We start from the raw sequence: 22,993 nt of genomic DNA on the forward strand, positions 1-22,993 counted from the left end.
TGCGTGCCCCAGCGTGCCTTCCGGTGACGGGTGCGGCAAGCACAACGCAATGCGCCCCGCGCACTGCACCCCTGACGGAGTCACACCTTGAGGAACTGCCAGTCGGTTCCGACGGGATCGCCATGACGTACTACGGAAAGAGATAGCAGCCGGTGCCCACCATCCAGCAGCTGGTCCGCAAGGGCCGGACCGACAAGGTCAGCAAGAACAAGACGCCCGCGCTCAAGGGTTCGCCCCAGCGCCGCGGTGTCTGCACCCGCGTCTACACCACCACCCCGAAGAAGCCGAACTCGGCGCTGCGCAAGGTGGCCCGCGTGAAGCTGTCCTCCGGTGTCGAGGTGACCGCCTACATCCCCGGCGTCGGTCACAACCTGCAGGAGCACTCGATGGTGCTCGTCCGCGGTGGCCGTGTGAAGGACCTGCCGGGCGTCCGCTACAAGATCATCCGCGGTTCGCTGGACACCCAGGGTGTCAAGAACCGCAAGCAGGCTCGCAGCCTCTACGGCGCGAAGAAGGAGAAGTAATGCCTCGCAAGGGTCCCGCCCCGAAGCGTCCGATGCTGGTCGACCCGGTCTACGGGTCGCCGCTGGTCTCGCAGCTGGTCAGCAAGATCCTGCTGGACGGCAAGAAGACGGTCGCGCAGAACATCGTCTACACCGCCATGGAGGGCACCCGGGCCAAGACCGGTGTCGATCCGGTGCAGACCCTGAAGCGGGCGCTGGACAACGTCAAGCCGAGCCTCGAGGTGAAGTCCCGCCGCGTCGGCGGTGCCACCTACCAGGTGCCGGTCGAGGTCAAGCCGGGCCGGCAGACCACCCTGGCGATGCGCTGGCTGGTCTCCTTCTCCCGGCAGCGCCGCGAGAAGACGATGGCCGAGCGCCTGATGAACGAGATCCTGGACGCCTCCAACGGCCTGGGGGCCGCGGTGAAGCGCCGCGAGGACACCCACAAGATGGCCGAGGCCAACAAGGCCTTCGCGCACTACCGCTGGTGATCGCAGGCTCGAGGTACGCCGAGGCGTACCTCGAGCTGCTCGCCTTTCCGGCGTACGCCGACCTGGTCCCGGGAGCGCAGCGCACCTCGTGCGCGGGCCCCGCGACACCGGCCCTCCACCATCCACCTTTCGATCACCCGACTACAGACAAGAGGGAACGTTTCCGTGGCTGTCGACATCAAGACTGACCTGGGCAAGGTCCGCAACATTGGCATCATGGCCCACATCGACGCGGGCAAGACCACCACGACCGAGCGCATCCTGTTCTACACCGGTATCAACCACAAGATCGGTGAGGTCCACGACGGCGGCGCCACGATGGACTGGATGGAGCAGGAGCAGGAGCGCGGCATCACCATCACTTCCGCGGCAACCACCTGCCACTGGAAGGACCATCAGATCAACATCATCGACACCCCCGGGCACGTCGACTTCACCGTCGAGGTGGAGCGTTCGCTCCGGGTGCTCGACGGTGCCGTCGCCGTCTTCGACGGGGTCGCCGGCGTCGAGCCGCAGTCGATGACCGTGTGGCGGCAGGCCGACAAGTACGGCGTGCCCCGGATCTGCTACGTCAACAAGCTGGACCGCACCGGTGCCTCGTTCGACTACTGCGTGCAGACGATCGTCGACCGGCTGAAGGCCACCCCGCTGGTTCTGCAGCTGCCGATCGGTGCCGAGTCCGACTTCATCGGCGTCGTCGATCTGGTCACCATGAAGGCGCTGACCTGGCGCGGTGAGACCAAGATCGGTGAGGACTACGAGGTCGAGGAGATCCCCGCCGATCTCAAGGACAAGGCCGAAGAGGCCCACCAGAAGCTGATCGAGCAGCTCGCCGATTTCGACGACGAGCTGGCCGAGAAGTTCCTGATGGAGGAGGAGATCACCGCCGAGGAGATCCAGCACGCCATCCGCGCCGCTGTGCTCTCCACCAAGGTGACCGCCGTCGTCTGTGGCACCTCCTACAAGAACAAGGGTGTGCAGCCGCTGCTGGACGCCGTGATCGCCTACCTGCCGGCTCCGGTCGACGTCCCCGACATCGAGGGCTTCAAGCCGGGCAACGAGGAGGAGAAGCTCACCCGACAGGCCTCCGACAGCGAGCCGCTGTCGGCGCTGGCGTTCAAGATCGCCACCGACCCGCACCTGGGCAAGCTGACCTTCGTCCGCGTCTACTCCGGCAAGCTGGAGGCGGGTTCGCAGGTGCTGAACTCGATCACCGGCCGCAAGGAGCGGATCGGCAAGGTGTATCAGATGCACGCCAACAAGCGTGAGGAGATCGCCTCGGTCGGCGCCGGCCAGATCGTCGCGGTGATGGGCCTGAAGCAGACCACCACCGGTGAGACCCTGTGCGACCCGAACAACCCGATCGTGCTCGAGTCGATGACCTTCCCGGACCCGGTGATCGAACAGGCCATCGAGCCGAAGACCAAGTCCGACCAGGAGAAGCTCTCGGTCGCGATCCAGCGGCTCGCCGAGGAGGACCCGACCTTCCGGGTGCACACCGACGAGGAGACCGGCCAGACCATCATCGGTGGCATGGGCGAACTCCAGCTCGAGGTGATGATCGACCGGATGAAGCGCGAGTTCAAGGTCGAGGCCAACATCGGCAAGCCGCAGGTGGCCTACCGCGAGACCCTGCGTCGCAAGGTCGACAAGGTCGAGTACATCCACAAGAAGCAGTCCGGTGGCTCCGGTCAGTACGCGAAGGTCATCATCGCGATGGAGCCGCAGGAGACCGGTGCCGGCTACGAGTTCGTGAACGCCGTGACCGGTGGCCGCATCCCCAAGGAATACATCCCCTCGGTGGACCAGGGCATCCAGGAGGCCATGACCACCGGTGTGCTCGCCGGCTACCCGGTCGAGGACATCAAGGTCACCCTGCTGGACGGCGCCTACCACGACGTCGACTCCTCCGAGCTGGCGTTCAAGATCGCCGGTCTGAACGTCTTCAAGGAGGCCGCTCGGCGGGCCGACCCGGCGCTGCTGGAGCCGATGATGAAGGTCGAGGTGACCACGCCCAACGACTACCTGGGCACCGTCATCGGCGACATCAACTCCCGGCGCGGCCAGATGCAGGGCACCCGCGAGGAGCACGGCAACCAGGTCGTTGATGCGCTGGTGCCGCTGTCGGAGATGTTCGGCTACGTCGGCGACCTGCGGTCGAAGACCTCGGGCCAGGCGTCCTACTCGATGGAGTTCGACTCCTACGCCGAGACCCCGCGCAACGTCTCCGAGGAGATCATCCAGAAGGCCCGCGGCGAGTGATCGCCGGGTGCACCCTGGCGGCGGACCAACTGGTTTGACTCCGCCGCCAAGGTGCACAAGACTGGGCCGGGTGGCCACGCGCCTGGCGCGCGCGTACGCCCTCCCGGTCTGGTAGCAAGACAGACGTAAAGCAGTAAAGATCAATCGTGTAAACCATCGATGCCACGCAACCGGCGCGGCATCAACATAGAAGGAGCCCATCAAGTGGCAAAGGCCAAGTTCGAGCGGACCAAGCCGCACGTCAACATCGGCACCATCGGGCACATTGACCACGGCAAGACCACTTTGACCGCGGCGATCTCGAAGGTGCTCCACGACAAGTACCCCGACCTCAACGAGGCGTCGCCGTTCGACTCGATCGACAAGGCCCCCGAGGAGCGTCAGCGCGGTATCACCATCTCCATCGCGCACATCGAGTACCAGACCGAGAAGCGCCACTACGCCCACGTGGACTGCCCGGGCCACGCCGACTACGTGAAGAACATGATCACGGGTGCGGCGCAGATGGACGGCGCGATCCTGGTCGTGGCCGCCACCGACGGCCCGATGCCGCAGACCCGCGAGCACGTGCTGCTGGCTCGCCAGGTGGGTGTGCCCGCCATGGTCGTCGCGCTGAACAAGTGCGACATGGTCGACGACGAGGAGCTCATCGAGCTCGTCGAGATGGAAGTCCGCGAGCTGCTCGGTTCGCAGGAGTTCGACGAGGACGCCCCGGTCGTTCGCGTTGCCGCCTTCCCGGCGCTGCAGGGCGATGAGAAGTGGGCCGACTCCATCCTCGAGCTGATGAACGCTGTGGACGACTACATCCCGCAGCCGGAGCGCGAGACCGACAAGCCGTTCCTGATGCCGGTGGAGGACGTCTTCACCATCACCGGTCGTGGCACCGTGATCACCGGCCGGATCGAGCGCGGCATCGTCAAGACCGGCGAGACCGTCGACATCATCGGCATCCGCGAGACCAAGCAGACCACCACCATCACCGGTGTGGAGATGTTCCGCAAGATCCTCGATGAGGGCCAGGCGGGTGAGAACGTCGGCCTGCTGCTCCGCGGCACCAAGAAGGAGGACGTGGAGCGCGGCATGTGTGTCATCAAGCCGGGTTCGACCACTCCGCACACCGACTTCGAGGCGCGCGTCTACATCCTGAACAAGGACGAGGGTGGCCGTCACAAGCCGTTCTTCTCGAACTACTCGCCGCAGTTCTACTTCCGCACCACCGATGTCACCGGCACCATCCAGCTGCCCGAGGGCACCGAGATGGTCATGCCGGGCGACAACACCGACATGACGGTGCACCTGATCCAGCCGATCGCGATGGAGGAAGAGCTCAAGTTCGCCATCCGTGAGGGCGGCCGCACCGTTGGTGCCGGTCGTGTCACCAAGATCCTCAAGTGAGTCTTCGACTCAACGATCCTCAAGTGATCTGATCTGAACCGAACGAGGCCCCCGGACCGCCAGGTCCGGGGGCCTCGTCGTTCTCCGGTCGGCCTCGCGATCCATCGAATCCTGGTTGTAACCATCGAGTGCTGTGGGGCTCGATGGATCGCCTCAGGATTCGATGGATCGCCCAGGTCGGCCGGTATCGTTGAGGTATGAGCACCCGTGGTCCCGTTGCCTTCTACGACGCCGACTGCGGATTCTGTACGCGCAGCGTCGGCGTCGTCTCCCGGTTGCGGTTGGGGACCCGCTTCGAGGAACTGCAGACCGCCGATCTGGCGGCGTACGGGATCACCATGGATGAGGCGCTCGAGTCGATGGCCTTCGTCGACGCGGCTGGCCGGGTCAGCTTCGGCCACCACGCCTGGGCCGGCATCCTGAAGACCGGCAATCCGCTGCTGCGCACCCTCGGCGTCGTGCTCGACTCCCAGGCGCTGGAACGCCCGGCGGGGTTCATCTACCGCTGGATCGCCGACAATCGCGAACGAATGCCCGGTGGCACCCCCGCCTGCTCCCTCGCCGACCGCATCCCGCACCCCCGCTGACCTCTCCCCGGGTCCCCCCAGATCAATAGGGGTTTGATCCCTGTCGGGCATCAAGGTTTTTCTTGATGCCTACCGAGCATCAAGGTTTTTCTTGATCCCTACAGAGCATCAAGGATTTTCTTGATCCCTCTCGGGCATCAAAGATTTCTTTGATGCTTCGTGGGCATCAGAGCCGCATCAATTTTCGGGCGGCAGGGGAGGGGTGAGCAGATAGGCGCCGCTGGCCACCCCCTCGCGTACCGCGGCAAGCGTCTCGTCCGGGGTCTGGGTGGTGGTGTCGAGCGCGTGGGGCTCCAGCACTCCCAGGTCGGCGAACTGATCCCACAGGGACAGCACGGGGCCCTCGTCGACCAGCGCATCGGGTGCGGTACGCGCCTGGGCCCGCCGCAGGGTCTCGGCTCGGGAGGGGCGCAGCACCAGATAGTGCAACCGCAGACCACCCGGCCCGCCGAGCGGGCGGAAGTGGTCGAGCATCCAGGGGCCGATGATGCCGTCCACCACGGTCGTGAAACCACCACCGGCATAGCCAGCTGCAGCACCCGCGAGCACCGCCAACACGGTCTGGTTCTGCGCATCCGACTCGGGCAGATACGGCGGGATCGCTCCGGCGACGATCCAGTGCCAGAAGTCATCGGTGTGCAGGTGCACGGCCCGCGGGAAACCGGCGGCGAGGGCCCGCGCGGTCGTCGACTTGCCCGACCCGGGCGGCCCGGTCAGCAGGACGACGTCAGCCACCGAAGAAGCCGCGCAGGTAGGCCGCCGCACCGAGGTGCTGGATCACGTCATCGATGAGCGAGACCAGGCGTACGCCGGCGGTCACCGGCGGATCCCAGTTCTCATCGATCACCTTCGCCAACTCGGCGTCGGTCACGCGGGAGCAGTAGTCGACCAGGTCATCGGTCACCACGCGCAGGTACGCCGCCAACTCACCGACCGGTGCGGCCACCTTGGCGGCGTCGGCGGGGGACTGTCCATAACCCATCTCGCCCGACCCGAGCTGGTCGTCGGCCAGCGGGATCCCCAACCGCGGCTTCCATTCGCCCCACCGCTGATCGTCACCGGTCAGCCCGCGCAACTGCAGGTCGATGCCGCGCGCGCTGTGCCACAGCAGCCAGCAGATGGTGTTGCTGCCCTCTGCCGGCACCCGTTCGGCGGTGTCCTGGTCCAGCCCGTCGACGACACCGTCGAGGGTGTCGGTGATCCGGCCGGCCAGGTCGGTGAGCACGGAGTTCAACTCGGTCATGGCCTCATCCTCGCAAGCAGACCCCGCGACCATGAATGGGCCCCCCGGTCGGGTGGGAAACAACCCCAGAGGATCCACGATCCGTTCGACTCCGAGAGGGATGAACCGTGAAAGCAGTCACCTGGCAGGGCAAACACAACGTCGAGGTCACCGAAGTGCCCGACCCGGTCCTCCTCGAGCCCACCGACGCGATCGTGCGGGTCACCTCGACCGCGATCTGCGGCTCCGACCTCCACCTCTACGGGCCGCTGGCGCCCTTCCTGGACCGCGGCGACATCCTCGGCCACGAGGCCCTCGGCATCGTCGAGGAGGTCGGCCCGCAGGCCGGCAACCTGCAGGTCGGCGACCGCGTGGTGGTGCCCTTCACCATCTCCTGCGGCCACTGCTGGATGTGCCAGCGCGGGCTGCAGTCGCAGTGCGAGACCACCCAGGTCACCCAGCAGGACAGCGGCGCCGCCCTGTTCGGCTACACCCGACTCTACGGCTCCGTACCGGGCGGGCAGGCCGAGTACGTCCGCGTCCCGCAGGCCCAGTACGGCCCGGTGGTGCTGCCCACCGACGGCCCGGACGAGCGCTACCTCTACCTCTCCGACATCCTGCCGACCGCCTGGCAGGGAGTGCGGTACGCCGGCGTGGGCGAGGGTGACACGCTGGTCGTCGTCGGGCTCGGCCCGGTCGGCCAGCTCGCCACCCGCTGTGCCCAGGTGCTCGGGGTGGACCGGGTGATCGGGCTGGACCTGGTGCCCGAGCGGTTGGAGACGGCCCGTGCGCACGGCGTCGAGGCGGTCGACATCCGGACCCTGTCCGACCCGGCCGCGGCGATCAAGGACCTCACCCAGGGCCGCGGTGCCGACGGGGTGGTCGACGCCGTCGGGATGGAGGCGCACGGCAGCCCGGTCGCCGAGGGCGTGGTCAAGGCGGTCAGCAGCCTGCCCGGCCCGATCGCCCGCGCAGCCACCGAAAAGGCAGGCATCGACCGGCTCGCCGCCCTGCACCTGGCCCTCGGCGCGGCCCGCCGCGGCGGCACGGTGTCGTTGTCCGGCGTCTACGGCGGCGCGGCCGACCCGATGCCGATGATGCAGATGTTCGACCGGCAGCTGACCATCCGGATGGGACAGGCCAACGTCCGCCGCTGGACCGATGAGCTGATGGAACTGGTCCGGGACGGCAACGCCACCCTCGACGTCGAGACGCTGGCGACCCACCGGCTGCCGCTGGACCAGGCCGCCGAGGCGTACCGGATGTTCCAGACCAAGTCCGACGGCTGCCTCAAGGTCGTGCTGCAACCCTGACCGGCCCGACCGGTCGGCCCGGGTCAACGTTGTCGCCGGGCGTTCATGTCGATGTCACCACCGTTGCATCTGGCCGTGGCAGAACACTGGCGTGGAGCGGCGGCGCACGATCTGGACACTCGGCTGGCTGGGCAGCGCGGCCGGGTTGCTGCTGGTCGGGCATCTCGGCAGCCGGGAACTGCTGCGCCGGCAGGCGGCGATCGCCCGACGGATCATCGGCGACCCCTTCGGCGAGATCGCGCCGGATGCCGACAAGGTCTACAAGAGGAAGCTGCCCGGCGAGCCGATCGAGCTGCTGCTGGTCGGCGACTCGATGGCCGCTGGGCTGGGCGCCGAACGGCCCAAGGACACCCTCGGCGCCCGGCTCGCCAAGGGGCTCGCCAAGCGGGCCCAGCGACCGGTCCGGTTGCGTACCATCGCCCGGATCGGTGCCGAGTCAGGGATGTTGGCCACTCAGCTGGACCGGCTCACCCCCGCCGACCGACCGGACCTGGCGGTGATCGTCGTCGGCGGCAACGACGTCACCCACCGGATCCCGATCGGCGAATCGGTGGCGCACCTGGCGGAGGCGATCGAACGGTTGCAGGCCCGCGGCGCTCAGGTGGTCGTCGGCACCTGCCCCGATCTGGGGACGCTGCGCCCGGTGCCGCAGCCGCTGCGCAGCCTCGGTTCCCGCAAGAGCCGCCAACTCGCCGCCGCCCAGCGCCGGGTCGCGCTGGCCCACGGTGCCCGGGCGGTGTCCCTGGCCCGCGCCGTCGGGCCGTTCTTCATCACCAACCCCGACGAGATGTTCAGCCTGGACCGCTTCCACCCCTCCTCGGCCGGCTACCGGCGTACCGCCAAGGCGATGCTGCCCTCCCTGCTCGCCGCCCTCGGCCTCACCGAACGCGTCCCGCTCGGGCATCACGGCCCGGGGCCGGGTTAGCGGTCAGCCGGCTTCGCGTGCCGAGGTACGCCCCCGCTCGGCCTGCTCGACCCGGGCGGCGTGATCGGGTACCTCGTGCTGGAGATCGCGCTCCAACCGCTGGTACCCGGTCGAGGGCGGCCGCTTCGGCAGCGTCAGCTCGGGCTGTTCGAACGTGGTCCACGGGATCGAATCGAGCAGGTGGGCGATCATGTTGATCCGGGCCCGGCGCTTGTCCTCGGACTCGACCACGTTCCACGGCGCCTCGGCGATGTCGGTGTGCACCAGCATCTCGTCCTTGGCCCGCGAATAGTCCTCCCACCGGGTCAGCGACTCCAGGTCGGTGGGGGAGAGCTTCCAGCGGCGCATCGGATCCTCCAGCCGGGAGCGGAATCGCTTCTCCTGCTCCGAATCCGAGACCGAGAACCAGTACTTGCGCAGCAGGATCCCGTCCTCGACCAGCAGCCGCTCGAAGATCGGGCACTGGTGCAGGAACCGCCGGTACTCCTCGGGTGTGCAGTAACCCATCACCCGCTCCACCCCGGCGCGGTTGTACCAGGAGCGGTCGAACAGCACGATCTCGCCGGCGGCCGGCAGATTCTCCACATAGCGCTGGAAATACCACTGACTGCGCTGCCGCTCCGTCGGCGCCGGCAGGGCGACGATCGAGGCGACCCGTGGGTTGAGATATTCGGTGACCCGTTTGATCGCGCCACCCTTGCCGGCGGCATCACGGCCCTCGAAGACGATCACCACCCGTTGCCCGGTGGCCTTCACCCACTCCTGGAGTTTGACCAGCTCACCCTGCAGCCGGAACAGCTCGGCCTCGTAGAGCGACTTGTCCATCCGCTTGCGACGCCCGGACTTCGACTTACCTGCCATGGGCCGACCCTAGCGACGAATCCGATGGTGGATGAGCCGATCGGCCACTGGGTAACACCCCGGGACGAACTCAACACATGGCGATGGCCGAGAACGAGGAGGGTCGGTGACCGGGATCGACGCGATGGTCGTGGTCGTGCCCGCACACAACGAGGCCGATTGGCTCGCCACCTGTCTGGCCTCGGTGCAGCGGGCCGTCCGCCGGGTCCGGATCCCGGTGCGGGTCCGGGTGGTGCTGGACGCCTGCCAGGACGCGACCGCCGCCCAGGTGCCGCGCTGGGTGCACTCTCTGGAGGTGCAGTACCGCAACGTCGGCGCCGCGCGGGCCGTCGGTTTCGCCGACCTGCTCGAGGCCCCCGAGGTCGAGTCGCCGGGGCGGCGTACTTGGTTGTCCTGCACCGACGCCGACTCGGAGGTACCGGCCGACTGGCTGGTCGCGCAGCTGGACAGCGCCGCCGCCGGGCACGATCTGTTCGTCGGCACGGTCCGGGTGGACGACTGGTCGGGCCGCGCGCCCGGACTGCTCGCCCAGCACGATCTCGGTTACGACCTGCAACCCGGGCACCGGCACGTCCACGGTGCGAACCTCGGGGTACGCCTCGGCGCCTACCGCAGCCTGGGCGGGTTCAAGCCGTTGCGGGTGCATGAGGATGTCGAGCTGGTCCGGGCCGCCGTCGACGCCCAGCTGCCCGTCGACTGGTCCGATGCCGCGCCGGTCCTCACCTCCGCTCGCCGCTCCACCCGCGCGCCGGGCGGGTTCGCCGCCGCCCTGGATGCGCTGGAGGAGCAGCTGCGTTTCGAGGAACGCCACCCGCTCTCCACCGAGGGGGGTGGCCGGTGAGCCTCGCCGACCAGGTGCGGAGCGCGCTGGCCGGTCCGCAGTGGCCGCTGCCCGGCCACGGGCACACCGCCGAGCGGTGGCAGCGGCTGGCCGATCTCGCCCGCACCGACATCGTCGTCGGCCGGCTGGTCGAGGCGCACGCCGACGCGACCGCCATCCTCACCGAGCTCGGCCGCACCGACCTGCTCGCACCGGGGCAGTGGTGGGGGGTCTGGGCGGCCGAACCACCCCGGCCGGTGGTGCGCGCCCAGCCCGACCCGGAGGATCCCGACCGGTTGCTGCTCGACGGCGCCAAGCCCTGGTGCTCCGGTGCCGGCCTCTGCGACCACGCGCTGATCACCGTCCGCGACGCCGCCGATCCCGACCGGCGACTGCTGGCCGCGGTCGAACTCACCGGACCGGGCGTCCGCGTCGAGGAGGCCTGGGCCAACCCCGGAATGACCCGCTCGGCCACCCACACCGTGCACCTGGATCAGGTTCCGGCGACCAGGGTCGGCAGCGGTGCCGACTATCTCGACCGGGCCGGGTTCTGGCACGGCGGGGCCGGCGTCGCCGCCTGCTGGGCCGGCGGGGCCGAGGCCGTCGCCGACACCCTGCGCGGCTCCCGCCGCGACGACCCGATCACCCTGGCCCATCTCGGCGCGGTGGACGCGGCGCTGGCCGGGGCCCGCTGGACCCTGGCCGCGGCCGGCGCCGAGGTGGATGCCGCGCCGGAGGATGCGCCGGCGGCCCGGATCCGGGCGTTGCGGGTGCGGGCGATCGTCGAGGCGGCCGCCGCGCTGACCATCGACCGGGTCGGGCGGGCGCTCGGTGCCGGTCCGCTCTGCCAGGACGCCGAGCACGCTCGTGCTGTCGCGGACCTGAGCATCTATCTGCGGCAGAGCCACGCCGAACGTGACCTGGCCGGCCTCGGCGAACTGGTCCGCCGATGACCGCCGAGCAACCGCACTCGCTGGCCGACGTGCCGCCGGTGACCGAAGCCCACCCGGGCACCCCGGCCGAGTGCTGGCGTGGCTGGCGGGAGAGTCTGCCGGAGTTGTCGTACGCCGACTGGCGGCGGGTGGTGGTGGTCGCGCCGCACCCCGATGACGAGATCCTGGGCGTCGGCGGTCTGCTGCACCTGCTGGCCCGCAGCGGCGTACCGGTCACCGTGCTGGCCGTCACCGACGGCACCGCCGCGCCGGCGCCCGCCGGTTGGTCGGCCCAGGAGCTGGGGGTGCGCCGCAGCGCCGAGTCCGAACGGGCCTGCGCCCTGCTCGGCCTGCCGGCCCCGCTGCGGCTCGGTCTGCAGGACGGCGCCGTCACCGCCGACGAGGCGGTGCTCGTCGAACTGATCGCCGGCCACCTCGATGAGCAGACGATCTGCCTGAGCACCTGGCCGCAGGACGGGCATCCCGATCACGACGCCTGCGGCCGAGCCGCCACCAGGGCCGCGACCGGGGTCGGCGCGCGCCTGCTGTCCTACCCGGTCTGGTGGTGGCACTGGGGCCGGCCCGACGATCCGACCGGTCCACGACCGGCCGCCCGTCGGGTAGCGCTGCCCGCCGACCTGCAGCAGCTCAAGGCCGAGGCGGTGGCCGCGTTCACCAGCCAGCTCGAACCACCCGGACCGGGCCGGGATCCGGTGCTGCCGCGACCGGTGCTGGACCGGCTGGTCACCGCCGAGGAGGTGCTCATCGAATGACTGCCGGCTACTTCGAGACCCAGTACGCCCGGGCCGCCGACCCGTGGGGGTTCACCTCCAAGTGGTACGAGCAGCGCAAGCGCGCGCTCACCGTGGCCGCCCTGCCCAGGCGTCGGTACCGCTCCGGTTACGAACCCGGCTGCTCGATCGGTGTCCTCAGCGAGGCGCTCGCCGAACGCTGCGACCGGTTGCTGTCCACCGATCTGATGCCCGCCGCGGTGGAGCGGGCCCGGGACCGGGTGGCCTCGGACCGCGTCCGGTTCGAGCTGGCCGACGTGCGCGAGCACCGGTTGCCCGACGGGCACGACCTGGTGGTGCTCAGCGAGGTGCTCTACTACCTCACCGAGCCCGAGGTGATCGAGATCGTCGAACGCGTCGGCCGCCGACTGCCCGCCGACGGGCACGTGATCGCGGCGCACTGGCGGCACCCGGTCGCCGAGCACACCCTGGCCGGTGACCGAGCCGATCAGCTGCTGCGTGAGCACAGCGGGCTGCACGTGCTCGGCGGTTACTGCGACGCCGATCTCCGGCTGACCGTGCTCGGCCACGACCCGACCTCCGTGGCCGAAGCCGAAGGTCTCGCCTGACGGTCATCGAGTAGCGGCCCATGCGGAGCCTGCGGAGCAATGGGCTGCGTGTCGAGATGACCTCCCCAGCTCGCGCAGCGAGCGTTCCCTTTCACGGTCCTCGAGTAGCTCGCGCAGCGACCGTTCCCTTTCACGGTCCTCGAGTAGCTCGCGCAGCGAGCGTGTCGAGAGGCCGGCTCGGTTGATCCTGCCGCCGACTCGCCGGGGTGTCGACCACGCACCGCAGCCCGCCAGCATCAGCCCCGCCTTCCCTGGCGATCGTTCCCCACTCTGCGGCTCAACTCTCACTCCGCGGACCGCATGCAGGCCGCAGAGTGAGAGTTGAGCCGCGAAGTGGAGCGAGCCACGAATCAGCCCGATCGAGCCTGGTCGCCGAGCGCCCTGCCCACGCACCTCTCGACACGGTCGCTGCGCGACCTACTCGAGGAGCGTGGGGGACGGTCGCTGCGCGACCTACTCGAGGAGCGTGGGGGACGGTCGCTGCGCGACCTACTCGATGAGCGTCAGCAGGGCCACGGGATAGTGGTGGAAGATGTCGCTGACCGGGGTCCGGCCCTCGTACCGGGAGCCGGTCAGCACATCGACGACGGCGCCCGGAAGTTCAACGGTGGTGTCATTCCAGCCGTGGTCGCTGGCGCTCAGCGCGTACGGGAACCGGGTCGCCAGGCTGATCGCGCCACCCCGGTCGAAGCCCAGCAGGTGGCGCGCCGCCGGGCCCTCGGCGGTGATCGGTCCGTAACCGGTGAACAGATCCGGGCGGGAGCGACGCAACCGCAGCGCATGCCGCACCAACCAGAACTTCGCCCGGCCGGTGTCGTCGACCACCGGTGGCTCGGACAGCTCCAGCAACCCCCGCCGTTCGTCGAAATCGACGCGCCGCCGGTTGTCCGGATCGACCAGGGAGTCATCCCACAATTCCGTGCCCTGATAGACATCCGGGACACCGGCCATCGTCAGCTGCACCAGCTTCTGGCCGAGCGCATTGGACCAGCCGGGCTGTTCGATCTGGCTCAGCAACCGGCGCAGCGCATCGTTCAGATCGGGATCGTCATAGACCCGGTCGACGGCCGTGTGCACGGCCGCCTCGAAGTCGGCGTCCTGGTCGGTCCAACTGGTAGCGGTGGATGCCTCCCGCATCGCCTTCTCCGCGTAGGCATGCATCCGGTCCCGCTCGATCGGCCCCACCCCGGCGAAGGTCTGGCCGAGCAGCGAGGCGAACGACCGATCGGGGAGGTCGGCCGCGTCGATGAAGGTGCGCAACCAGTCCCGGGCCAGCTCACCGACCTCGCTGAGCACCGCCAACCGGGCCCGGACATCCTCACCGCGCTTGGTGTCGTGGGTGGACAGCGCCGTCATCGACTCCGGGGCCGACCGTTGCCGCTCTTCCTGTGCTGCATGGAAATCGTCGAGCCGCAGGCCGAAGCGCCCCGGATCGCCACCCACCTCGTTCAACGCGATGAAACGGCTGTACCGGTAGTAGGCGGTGTCCTCGACGCCCTTGGCCATCACGGCACCGGTGAACTGCTGGAATCTCCTGCACAGTTCGGATTCCGGGTCGGACAGGGTCGGCAGCAGGGCATCCAACACCGGTGCCAGGTCCGGGTCGGCGGTGCGGGCCGCGGTGACCGCTGCATCGAGATGGTCCTGCCCGATGGGCAGATAGGACCGGTAGACGGGGAAGTGTGCGGTGAGTGCGACCAGGGCCCGGCGTACCTGATCGCGGCCCACGTCCGATCCGGGGACCAGCGAGACGAGTCGATCCAGCTCGGCGGTGAGCAGCTGGGTCGCCGCTCTTTCCTTGCCCTGCAGGACATGCGCGGCGAAGTCGCGGGCATCACCGACCACCTCGCGATAGAAGTCGGTGAACCCCGCCTCGGCATCGGGATCGACGAAGACCTGGTTCACCTCGGTCATCGCGTCATAACCGGTGGTGCCGGCGATCGGCCACTCGCGCGGCAACCGTTCCCCGGGTTCCAGGATCTTCTCGGCCACGATCCAGGTGTCCGCTCCGGTGGCCGCGCGCAACCGGGTGAGATAACCACCCGGATCGGTGAGTCCGTCCGGGTGGTCGATGCGCAACCCGGCCACCCCGTCCTCGCTGACCCAGCGCAGCACCCGTTCGTGGGTGGCGTCGAAGACCGCCGGATCCTCCTGGCGTACTCCGGCCAGCGTGGTCACGGTGAAGAACCGGCGATAGTTGAGCCGGTCGTCACCGGTGCGCCAGTGCGCCAGCCGGTAGTGCTGGCGGCCCAGCACCTCGGCCACCTCGTCACCCTCCTGCCAGCTGCCGGGCGCGAGCGGGAACCGGTGCTCGTGGTAGCGCACCTCACCGTCGCGGATCTCGACCGCATCGAGTCCGTCGTCACCGAGGATCGGGACCAGGATCGGCGCCCGCTCCCAGTCGATGTCGAACCAGTTTGCGTACGCCGAATCGCGGCCACGTCGCAGCACGTCCCACCAGGCCGGATTCTCTGCCGGGGCAGAGATTCCCAGATGGTTCGGCACGATGTCGACGACCACCTGCAACCGGTTGGCCCGGCAGGCGCGGAGCAGTTCCCGCCAGCCCTCCTCACCGCCCCGGGCCGGGTCGATGGTCGTCGGGTCGGTGGTGTCGTATCCGTGATCGGACCCCTGCGTGGCGGTCAGGATCGGGGAGAGATAGACCGCATCCACACCGAGCTCAGTGAGATAGTCGGCGAGCCCGGCGGCATCGGCGAGAGTCAACGACGGCCGGACCTGCAGGCGATAGGTCGAGGTCGGGGTGCTCATTCCCCCAACCTACCCAGCCGACGACCGGTTCATGACCCGAGGACCTCGTCGACGAAGCACCAGCGCCAGGACTCACCCGGTTCCACCGAGCGCATCACCGGATGGCCGGTGTCGTGGTGGTGCCGGCTCGCGTGTCGACCCTCGGAGGAATCACAGCAACCGATCTCACCGCAGGCCAGGCACATCCGCAGGTGCACCGGCACCGTTCCCTCCCGCAGACACATCCGGCATTCGATGCCGTGCTCGGCATGCGCGGGCGCGTGGGTGGTCGGCGCCTCCGCGAGATGCCGGCACGGGGCCTCGGGCAGCGCGGGGGACAGCGGGGCGGAGGTGATCGCCTCATCGCGTTCGTCGATCAGCACCAGCATCGACTCCTCCATGTCGAAACCGGCGAGCACCCGGGCCAGCACCTCCTGATCCATCGCGCCGTCGGCCCGCATCGTGAGCACCGCCTCCCGTTCGGCGTGCAGGGCCGTCATCCGCAACCGCCGGTACGCCTCGGAGGGGGTGTCCACCTCCTCGGTGGAACGACCGAGCTGTTCCCAGGCGGCGTTCACCCGGTGCTGGTAGCTCTCCTCGAGTCGGGCGAGGGTGGCGTCGTCACCGGCCCCGGCAGCTGCCCGCGCGGCCGTCATCCCCGCGCCCATCGCGGTCTGCAGGATCGTCGCCTCCTGCAGGGCGTCCTCCCGCGGATCGGGTCCGTGCACACCGAGCCGGCGCGCCAGCCGGGGCAGGGTGAGGCCCTGCAGCAGCAGGGTGCCGATCGTGGTGGTCAGCGCGACCAGCACCAGGGTGGCGCGGACCGGTGCGTCCAGCGGCAGGGTGAGTGCCGCGGCCAGGGTGACCACCCCGCGCATCCCGGCCCAGGAGACCACCGCCGACTCCTGCCAACTGAGCCGCGGCTCCTTGCCGCGCTTGATGGCCGGCCGCAGCCATAGCCGGCTGCCGAAGACCCAGAGCACCCGCAGCAGCATCACCGTGCCGAGCACCGCCGCGCAGATCCCGGCCAACCGCCAACCCGAGGTCTCGGCCGCCCCTTCGGTGACGATCCGGCGGACCTGCAGGCCGACCAGCAGGAAGACCGAGTTCTCCAGCAGGAACTGCACGGTGGCCCAGTTCAACCGCTGCACCAGCCGGCCCTGTGCGGTCATCGTGCGCTGGCTGTGGTGGCCGATGAACAAGCCGGCGACCACCACCGCGAGTACGCCGGAGGCCTTCAGCTCCTCCGCCGGGGCGTACGCCGCGAAGGGGATCACGAAGCTGAGCACCGTGGTCACCACGGGGCTGGTGATCCGGGAGAACACCATCGAACCGAGCTTGGCCACCACCATCCCGACCAGGATCGCCACCCCGACGGCGAGGGTGAAGTCCAGACCGACCTCGGCCACCGTGATCGGCGCGGCCAGGGCCGCCACCGCGGTCCGCAGCGAGACCAGCGCGGTCGCGTCGTTGACCAGCGATTCGCCCTCGAGGATCGTCACCACCCGCCTGGGCAGACCGATCTGGCGGGCCACCGCGGTCGCCGCCACCGCATCCGGCGGGGCCACCACCGCACCGATCGCGAACGCCGCGGCGAACGGGATGTCCAGGATCTGCCAGACCAGCAGGCCGACCCCGGCGGCGGTGAACAGCACCAGCCCCACCGAGAGCCACCCGATCGCCGAGAGGTTCTCGCGGAAGTCGGCCAGCGAGGTGGTGACCGCTGCGGCGTACAGCAGTGGGGGCAGGATGCCGATCAGCACCAGCTCGGGGGAGAGCGTCGGCACGTGCACGAACGGCAGATAGGAGCCGACGATGCCGATCACCAGCAGCATCAGCGGCGGTTGCAGCCGGACCCGGTTGGCGAGCACGGTGCCGGCGAGCACCGTCACCGCGAACAGGGTGAGCTGGATCAGGACCTCCACAGCCGAAGTGTTGCACCACACCGGAAGGTTCCACTGGCCGGTGAACCCCGGATCCGCTGCACTGGTGGGGGACCGGTCGAATCGCTCGACCGGACAGGGAGGCGGGGATGCGCGCGAAGATCGGTGTGCTCACGGCACTGGTGACGGTGGCCGGCGCCTCGCTGGTCGGCGGTTTCGGGCTGGTCGGCGGTGCGGTCGCCGCCGACAAGCAGGGGGCGTGCGTACCGGCGGAGGATCAGATCCGCGCGGTCACCCTCAACGTGCAGGCGCTCCCGCTGATGCCGCGCGACAAGGTGGTCGCCGATGTCGACAAGGCTGCCGGACTGGGCGCCGATGTGCTGATGTGGCAGGAGATCCAGCCCGACTACTACAAGGACGCGGTCCGCGCCGAGAAGCTCAACGACCCCAAGCGGGGGGAGTGGCGGACCTTCCAGCTCGACCTGGCGGTGCCGATCTCGGTACGCCTGGGCGGCGATTCACCCTGGGAGTACGTCTCCGACGGGCGCAAGCTGATGCACGGCGGCCGGGAGAAGGTCAGCCCGAACCGCTACATCTCGTGGGTGGTGCTGAAGGACCGCAGCAGCGGGCGGAAGACGGTCTTCATGAACACCCACATGGTCTCCGGGGCATGGAACGGCAAGGAGAACACCGCCGATCCGTGGCGCAAGGAGATGTGGCTGAAGCACCGGGCCGAGCAGACCCGGGTCATCGACGACTTCAATGCCAAGGGGATGTCCGTCGTCTACGGCGGCGACTTCAACCGGCAGAACGTCGCGCCGTTCTCCGCGCGGGACAAGCAGGTGGTGGACACCGGCATCGACCACCTCGGGGTGGTGCTGGCCCCGGGCGACTCGCTGCCGGCGGTGCAGACGAAGCAGAGTGTCGGCGGGTTCAACTCCGATCATCCGGCCAAGCTGATGAAGGCCACGGTCAGCGGCTGCCGGTCGGGCGCTGGTACGCCGAAGCCGACGACCAGCAGGCCGACGACCGGCAAGCCGACCACGAAGGCACCCACCACGAAGGCCCCGACCGGGCAGCCCACCACGAAGGCACCCACCAAGGCACCCACGACCAAGACACCCACCAAGATGCCGACGACGCAGGCCCCGCCGACCAAGGCGCCGACCACCCAGGCGCCGACCACCCAGGCGCCGCCGACCAAGGCGCCCACGACTCAGGTCCCCACCACGCAGGCTCCGCCCACCACGAAGGCGACGAGCACGCAGGCGCCGACCACGCAGGCCCCACCGGCCGCGGCTCCGACCACCCGGGCCCCGCAGCCGGCACCCGCCGGGGGACCGGACGCCGAGCCCGCGCCGGGCGTACCCGATGTCCCGGCCGACGGTGCCGGCGTACCTGACGCGAAGACCCCGGAACACACCGGCGGGCTGGCCAGCACCGGCCGCTGAGCCGGGTGATTCCGACCCGCTCGCTCAGCGTGGGTGCTTGACTCGGGTCCCGGATTTGGACTCTGCGCCGACATCTGCCAAGATTGTCGGGTTGCTCCGACGGGGTCGCCGGGGTGTGCCATGGCCCAGAAGGGTCCACGGATCATCGTGAATCCCTTCGCGTGAGCCGGGTGCACCGCACCAGGAGGCCTCCCGTCAGGCCGGGCGTACAGCGCCGGGCACTCCACACAGCAGGAAAACTACCTGCGGTGGTGCGCCCGAAGAGCGCGACACACCCGACCGCGGGGGTCGGAGCAGAGGAACGAGACGGAACGCTCAGCAGAGCACCGGACCAGTTGGTACGAGGAGAAGGACGAACTGTGGCGGGACAAAAGATCCGCATCAGGCTCAAGGCCTATGACCACGAGGTCATCGACAGCTCGGCGCGCAAGATCGTCGACACGGTGACGCGTACGGGTGCCAAGGTCGCCGGCCCGGTGCCGCTGCCGACCGAGAAGAACGTGTTCTGCGTGATCCGTTCGCCGCACAAGTACAAGGACAGCCGCGAGCACTTCGAGATGCGCACCCACAAGCGGCTGATCGACATCATCGATCCCACCCCGAAGACCGTCGACTCGCTGATGCGGCTCGACCTGCCGGCGGGCGTGGACATCGAGATCAAGCTCTGAGGGACGTGACACCAGTGACTGCAACTGCTGAACGCAACGTCAAGGGCATCCTCGGCACCAAGCTCGGGATGACCCAGCTCTGGGACGAGAACAACAAGGTCGTCCCCGTCACCGTGATCCAGGCCGGCCCGTGCGTGGTCACCCAGGTCCGCACCCCCGAGACCGACGGCTACTCCGCCGTCCAGCTCGGCTTCGGACCGGTCAAGGCCAAGAAGGTCACCAAGCCCGCCGCCGGGCACTTCGACAAGGCCGGGGTGACCCCGCGCAAGCACCTGGTCGAGCTGCGTACCGCTGATGCCAGCGAGTACGAGCTGGGCCAGGAGGTCACCGCCGAGACCTTCGACGCCGGCAACATCGTCGACGCCACCGGCGTGAGCCGCGGCAAGGGCACCGCCGGTGTGATGAAGCGGCACGGCTTCCACGGCCTGCGCGCCTCGCACGGTGTGCACCGCAAGCACCGCTCGCCGGGCTCCATCGGTGGCTGCGCCACCCCGGGTCGCGTCTTCAAGGGCCTGCGGATGGCCGGCCGGATGGGCGTGGACAAGGTGACCGTGCAGAACCTGACCGTGCACTCGGTCGACGCCGAGCGCGGCCTGATCCTGGTCAAGGGTGCGATCCCCGGCCCGAAGAACGGCCTGGTCGTGCTGCGTACCGCCGCCAAGAAGAACCAGAAGGAGGCCTGAACATGAGCAGCCTCACCGTTGACGTGGTCGACCTGAACGGCAAGAAGTCCGGCTCCGCCGAGCTTCCCGAAGCCCTGTTCGGTGTCGAGCCCAACATCCCGCTGATCCATCAGGTCGTGGTGGCCCAGCTGGCCGCCGCCCGCCAGGGCACCCACAAGGCCAAGGGCCGTGGCGAGGTCCGTGGCGGCGGCGCCAAGCCGTGGCGCCAGAAGGGCACCGGCCGCGCCCGCCAGGGTTCGCGCCGCGCCCCGCAGTGGACCGGTGGCGGTGTCGTGCACGGTCCCGTGCCGCGCGACTACTCCCAGCGCACCCCGAAGAAGATGGTCGCCGCCGCGCTCCGCGGTGCGCTGTCCGACCGGGCCGCCGAGGGCCGGGTCTTCGTGATCGACCAGCTGGTCGCCGACGAGACCCCCTCGACCAAGAAGGCGCTGGCCGCGATCGCTGCGGTGACCAGGACCGACAAGGTGCTGGTCGCCCTGGCCCGCGACGAGGACGCCGCCTGGCTGTCGCTGCGCAACTCCGCCACCGTGCACGCGCTGGCCGTCGACCAGCTGAACGCCTACGACGTGCTGGTCGCCGACGAGATCGTCTTCACCGCCGCCGCGCTGGAGGCCTTCGTCTCCGGTCCGACGACCGGCAAGGGCGCCAAGTCCGTCGCCAGCTCCGCCGAGACCACCGAGGCGACCACCGCGGTGGCCGACACCGCCGAGGTGAGCGCCGACGAGCAGCCGTTCGGCAAGGGCTCGTACCGCGGTGAGAACCCGCCGGCCGGCTTCGACATCAAGGGCAATGAGGACTCGATGAAGTTCCACACCCCTGAGTCGCAGTGGTACGGCGCGACCGTCGCCGAGGTCTGGTTCGACAGCGAGAAGGCTGCCGAGGCGGCCGGCTTCGTGAACGCCGTCAAGCCCAAGGCAGAGAAGGACGAGGAATCCAAGTGAGTGACGCACTGAAGATCCGCGACCACCGCGACGTCCTGCTCGCGCCGGTCGTGAGCGAGAAGTCCTACGGGCTGCTCGATGAGAACAAGTACACCTTCCTGGTCGCCCCGGATGCCAACAAGACCGAGATCAAGATCGCGGTCCAGCAGGTCTTCGGTGTCACCGTGACCGGTGTCAACACCGCCAACCGGACCGGCAAGAAGCGGCGTACCCGCTTCGGCACCGGCAAGCGCCCCGACACCAAGCGCGCGATCGTCACCATCGCCGACGGCGAGCGCATCGACATCTTCGGAGGTCCGGCCGCCTGAGGCCGGATGACCGCTGAGAGGAAGAACCAATGGGTATTCGTAAGTACAAGCCGACAACGCCGGGCCGCCGTGGCTCGTCGGTTGCCGACTTCGTCGAGCTGACCCGGTCGACCCCGGAGAAGTCGCTGCTCGTCCCGAACAAGAAGACCGGCGGCCGCAACAACTCCGGCCGGATCACCACCCGCCACATCGGCGGCGGCCACAAGCAGGCGTACCGCCTGGTCGACTTCAAGCGCTACGACAAGGACGGCGTGCCGGCCAAGGTCGCGCACATCGAGTACGACCCGAACCGCACCGCGCGGATCGCGCTGCTGCACTACGCCGACGGCGAGAAGCGCTACATCATCGCCCCGGTGAACCTGAAGCAGGGTGCGACGGTCGAGGCCGGTGAGGGTGCCGACATCAAGCCCGGCAACAACCTGGCGCTGCGCAACATCCCGGTCGGTACCACCGTGCACGCGGTGGAGCTCCGCCCCGGTGGTGGCGCGAAGCTCGGCCGTTCGGCCGGTGCCTCGATCCAGCTGGTCGCCCGCGAGGGCAAGATGGCCACCCTGCGCATGCCTTCGGGCGAGATGCGGATGGTGGACGTCCGCTGCCGCGCCACCGTTGGTGAGGTCGGCAACGCCGAGCAGTCCAACATCAACTGGGGCAAGGCCGGCCGCAACCGCTGGAAGGGCAAGCGCCCGACCGTCCGCGGTGTCGTGATGAACCCGGTCGACCACCCGCACGGTGGTGGCGAGGGCAAGACCTCCGGTGGCCGTCACCCGGTCAGCCCGTGGGGCAAGCCCGAGGGCCGTACCCGCGACAAGAACAAGGCGAGCAACCGCCTGATCGTCCGCCGCCGCAAGACCGGCAAGAAGCGCTGAACGGGAGTCTGAAGAAATGCCACGCAGCCTGAAGAAGGGCCCCTTCGTCGACGACCACCTCCTGAAGAAGGTGGAGGCCCAGGCCGACAAGGGCGCCAAGAGCGCTGTCATCAAGACCTGGTCGCGCCGTTCGATGATCATCCCCGACATGATCGGGATGACCATCGCGGTGCACGACGGTCGCAAGCACGTGCCGGTCTTCGTCACCGACTCCATGGTCGGCCACAAGCTCGGCGAGTTCGCCCCGACACGGACCTTCAAGGGTCACGTGAAGGACGACCGCAAGTCCAAGCGCGGGCGCTGAGGGATAGGAACGCAATCTGATGAGCACTGATACCAAGGCACGGCCGAGCCGTCGCGCCGCCCTGCTCGGCGATCGTCCCGGCTCGTACGCCATCGCGCGCCACGTCCGGATGTCGCCCACCAAGGTGCGCCGCGTCGTCGATGTCGTCCGCGGCATGGACGTCACCGAGGCCCTGACCACCCTGCGGTTCGCCCCGCAGGCCGCCGCCGAGCCGGTGGCCAAGGTCGTCGCCTCCGCCGCCTCGAACGCCGAGACCAACGACGACCTGCGCGTCGAGGACCTCTTCATCTCCCAGGTCTTCGTCGACGAGGGCGTCACCATGCGCCGCATCCGGCCGCGGGCCAAGGGCTCCGCGTCGCGGATCCTGAAGCGCGGCAGCCACATCACCGTGGTCGTCGAGCCGAAGTCGGCGCTGGCGCAGACCAAGTCGAAGTCCAAGAAGTCCACCAAGAGCGAGAAGGAGGCCTGAG

The 22,993-nt window shown here is 69.1% G+C and carries 24 protein-coding genes; 19 read left to right on the plus strand and 5 right to left on the minus strand.

Features of this window, described 5'->3' with window-relative positions; all coding sequences use genetic code 11:
• Positions 1–152: 152 nt before the first annotated feature.
• The 5 genes from rpsL (at position 153) to BI335_RS06385 (ending at position 5,238) form a co-directional block, all read left to right on the plus strand.
• Positions 153–524 carry a 30S ribosomal protein S12 gene (rpsL, locus tag BI335_RS06365; RefSeq protein ID WP_094359683.1) on the plus strand — a complete coding sequence of 124 codons (372 nt, stop codon included), beginning with the start codon at positions 153–155 and terminating at the stop codon, positions 522–524.
• Entirely contained in the window at positions 524–994 is a 471-nt protein-coding gene (gene rpsG, locus BI335_RS06370; RefSeq protein ID WP_094359685.1) for a 30S ribosomal protein S7, read from the plus strand. Before rpsL ends, rpsG begins: the two co-directional genes overlap by 1 nt.
• Positions 995–1,210: 216 nt before the next feature.
• Entirely contained in the window at positions 1,211–3,256 is a 2,046-nt protein-coding gene (gene fusA / locus BI335_RS06375) for an elongation factor G (RefSeq protein WP_229117900.1), read from the plus strand.
• 204 nt (positions 3,257–3,460) lie between these two features.
• Positions 3,461–4,651 carry an elongation factor Tu gene (tuf, locus tag BI335_RS06380; protein ID WP_094359689.1) on the plus strand — a complete coding sequence of 397 codons (1,191 nt, stop codon included), beginning with the start codon at positions 3,461–3,463 and terminating at the stop codon, positions 4,649–4,651.
• Between the two features lie 197 nt (positions 4,652–4,848).
• The gene (locus tag BI335_RS06385) at positions 4,849–5,238 is read left to right on the plus strand and encodes a thiol-disulfide oxidoreductase DCC family protein (protein ID WP_094427367.1); all 390 of its coding nucleotides are present in this window, start codon (positions 4,849–4,851) and stop codon (positions 5,236–5,238) included.
• 177 nt (positions 5,239–5,415) lie between these two features.
• On the opposite strand, the gene BI335_RS06390 is transcribed toward BI335_RS06385, so the two are convergent.
• Together BI335_RS06390 and BI335_RS06395 are read right to left on the minus strand one after the other, a co-directional pair.
• Positions 5,416–5,973: an AAA family ATPase gene (locus BI335_RS06390; protein WP_094405563.1), complete on the minus strand. Its 558-nt coding sequence runs from the start codon at positions 5,971–5,973 to the stop codon at positions 5,416–5,418.
• Complete coding sequence (locus BI335_RS06395) at positions 5,966–6,481, minus strand: DinB family protein (RefSeq protein WP_094429959.1); 516 nt, start codon at positions 6,479–6,481, stop codon at positions 5,966–5,968. The genes BI335_RS06390 and BI335_RS06395 overlap by 8 nt, the downstream gene beginning before the upstream one ends.
• Before the next feature lie 107 nt (positions 6,482–6,588).
• Between BI335_RS06395 and BI335_RS06400 the strand changes: the two genes are divergently transcribed.
• Complete coding sequence (locus BI335_RS06400) at positions 6,589–7,773, plus strand: zinc-dependent alcohol dehydrogenase (RefSeq protein WP_094429960.1); 1,185 nt, start codon at positions 6,589–6,591, stop codon at positions 7,771–7,773.
• Positions 7,774–7,864: 91 nt separating this feature from the next.
• Positions 7,865–8,698, plus strand: a complete 834-nt coding sequence (locus BI335_RS06405) for an SGNH/GDSL hydrolase family protein (RefSeq protein WP_208109354.1) — start codon at positions 7,865–7,867, stop codon at positions 8,696–8,698.
• Positions 8,699–8,701: 3 nt separating this feature from the next.
• On the opposite strand, the gene ppk2 is transcribed toward BI335_RS06405, so the two are convergent.
• A complete protein-coding gene (ppk2, locus tag BI335_RS06410) occupies positions 8,702–9,559 on the minus strand; it encodes a polyphosphate kinase 2 (protein ID WP_208109355.1) in 858 nt (285 codons plus the stop codon).
• Positions 9,560–9,665: 106 nt separating this feature from the next.
• Here ppk2 and BI335_RS06415 point away from each other — a divergent pair, with 106 nt between their 5' ends.
• The 4 genes from BI335_RS06415 to BI335_RS06430 are packed head-to-tail and all read left to right on the plus strand — an operon-like array spanning position 9,666 to position 12,671.
• Positions 9,666–10,400: a glycosyltransferase family 2 protein gene (locus BI335_RS06415; RefSeq protein ID WP_208109356.1), complete on the plus strand. Its 735-nt coding sequence runs from the start codon at positions 9,666–9,668 to the stop codon at positions 10,398–10,400.
• Positions 10,397–11,332 carry an acyl-CoA dehydrogenase family protein gene (locus BI335_RS06420; RefSeq protein WP_208109357.1) on the plus strand — a complete coding sequence of 312 codons (936 nt, stop codon included), beginning with the start codon at positions 10,397–10,399 and terminating at the stop codon, positions 11,330–11,332. Before BI335_RS06415 ends, BI335_RS06420 begins: the two co-directional genes overlap by 4 nt.
• Positions 11,329–12,084 (plus strand): PIG-L deacetylase family protein, encoded by a 756-nt coding sequence (locus tag BI335_RS06425; RefSeq protein ID WP_094429962.1) that lies wholly within the window; start codon positions 11,329–11,331, stop codon positions 12,082–12,084. Before BI335_RS06420 ends, BI335_RS06425 begins: the two co-directional genes overlap by 4 nt.
• Positions 12,081–12,671, plus strand: coding sequence for a class I SAM-dependent methyltransferase (locus BI335_RS06430; RefSeq protein WP_094400074.1), 591 nt, complete (start codon positions 12,081–12,083; stop codon positions 12,669–12,671). Before BI335_RS06425 ends, BI335_RS06430 begins: the two co-directional genes overlap by 4 nt.
• A gap of 489 nt (positions 12,672–13,160) precedes the next feature.
• On the opposite strand, the gene treY is transcribed toward BI335_RS06430, so the two are convergent.
• Entirely contained in the window at positions 13,161–15,440 is a 2,280-nt protein-coding gene (gene treY / locus BI335_RS06435; protein ID WP_094429963.1) for a malto-oligosyltrehalose synthase, read from the minus strand.
• Positions 15,441–15,469: 29 nt separating this feature from the next.
• On the minus strand, positions 15,470–17,344 hold the full coding sequence (locus tag BI335_RS06440; protein ID WP_094429964.1) for a Na+/H+ antiporter: 1,875 nt from the start codon (positions 17,342–17,344) through the stop codon (positions 15,470–15,472).
• 107 nt (positions 17,345–17,451) lie between these two features.
• Between BI335_RS06440 and BI335_RS06445 the strand changes: the two genes are divergently transcribed.
• The 8 genes from BI335_RS06445 (at position 17,452) to rplV (ending at position 22,992) form a co-directional block, all read left to right on the plus strand.
• Positions 17,452–18,753: a hypothetical protein gene (locus BI335_RS06445; protein ID WP_094429965.1), complete on the plus strand. Its 1,302-nt coding sequence runs from the start codon at positions 17,452–17,454 to the stop codon at positions 18,751–18,753.
• A gap of 359 nt (positions 18,754–19,112) precedes the next feature.
• Entirely contained in the window at positions 19,113–19,421 is a 309-nt protein-coding gene (gene rpsJ / locus BI335_RS06450; protein ID WP_012923688.1) for a 30S ribosomal protein S10, read from the plus strand.
• A 14-nt stretch (positions 19,422–19,435) separates the two neighbouring features.
• The gene (gene rplC / locus BI335_RS06455; protein WP_166646858.1) at positions 19,436–20,104 is read left to right on the plus strand and encodes a 50S ribosomal protein L3; all 669 of its coding nucleotides are present in this window, start codon (positions 19,436–19,438) and stop codon (positions 20,102–20,104) included.
• 2 nt (positions 20,105–20,106) lie between these two features.
• The gene (gene rplD / locus BI335_RS06460) at positions 20,107–21,045 is read left to right on the plus strand and encodes a 50S ribosomal protein L4, sunset domain variant (protein WP_094359713.1); all 939 of its coding nucleotides are present in this window, start codon (positions 20,107–20,109) and stop codon (positions 21,043–21,045) included.
• The gene (rplW, locus tag BI335_RS06465; protein ID WP_208109358.1) at positions 21,042–21,353 is read left to right on the plus strand and encodes a 50S ribosomal protein L23; all 312 of its coding nucleotides are present in this window, start codon (positions 21,042–21,044) and stop codon (positions 21,351–21,353) included. The genes rplD and rplW overlap by 4 nt, the downstream gene beginning before the upstream one ends.
• A gap of 29 nt (positions 21,354–21,382) precedes the next feature.
• Positions 21,383–22,219, plus strand: coding sequence for a 50S ribosomal protein L2 (gene rplB, locus BI335_RS06470; RefSeq protein WP_094359715.1), 837 nt, complete (start codon positions 21,383–21,385; stop codon positions 22,217–22,219).
• 16 nt (positions 22,220–22,235) lie between these two features.
• Positions 22,236–22,523 (plus strand): 30S ribosomal protein S19, encoded by a 288-nt coding sequence (rpsS, locus tag BI335_RS06475; protein WP_094359717.1) that lies wholly within the window; start codon positions 22,236–22,238, stop codon positions 22,521–22,523.
• 19 nt (positions 22,524–22,542) lie between these two features.
• On the plus strand, positions 22,543–22,992 hold the full coding sequence (rplV, locus tag BI335_RS06480) for a 50S ribosomal protein L22 (RefSeq protein WP_094359719.1): 450 nt from the start codon (positions 22,543–22,545) through the stop codon (positions 22,990–22,992).
• The last annotated feature ends 1 nt before the right edge of the window (position 22,993 follow it).

Origin of the sequence: Enemella evansiae, assembly GCF_002250705.1 — a bacterium.
Lineage (GTDB): Bacteria > Actinomycetota > Actinomycetes > Propionibacteriales > Propionibacteriaceae > Enemella > Enemella evansiae.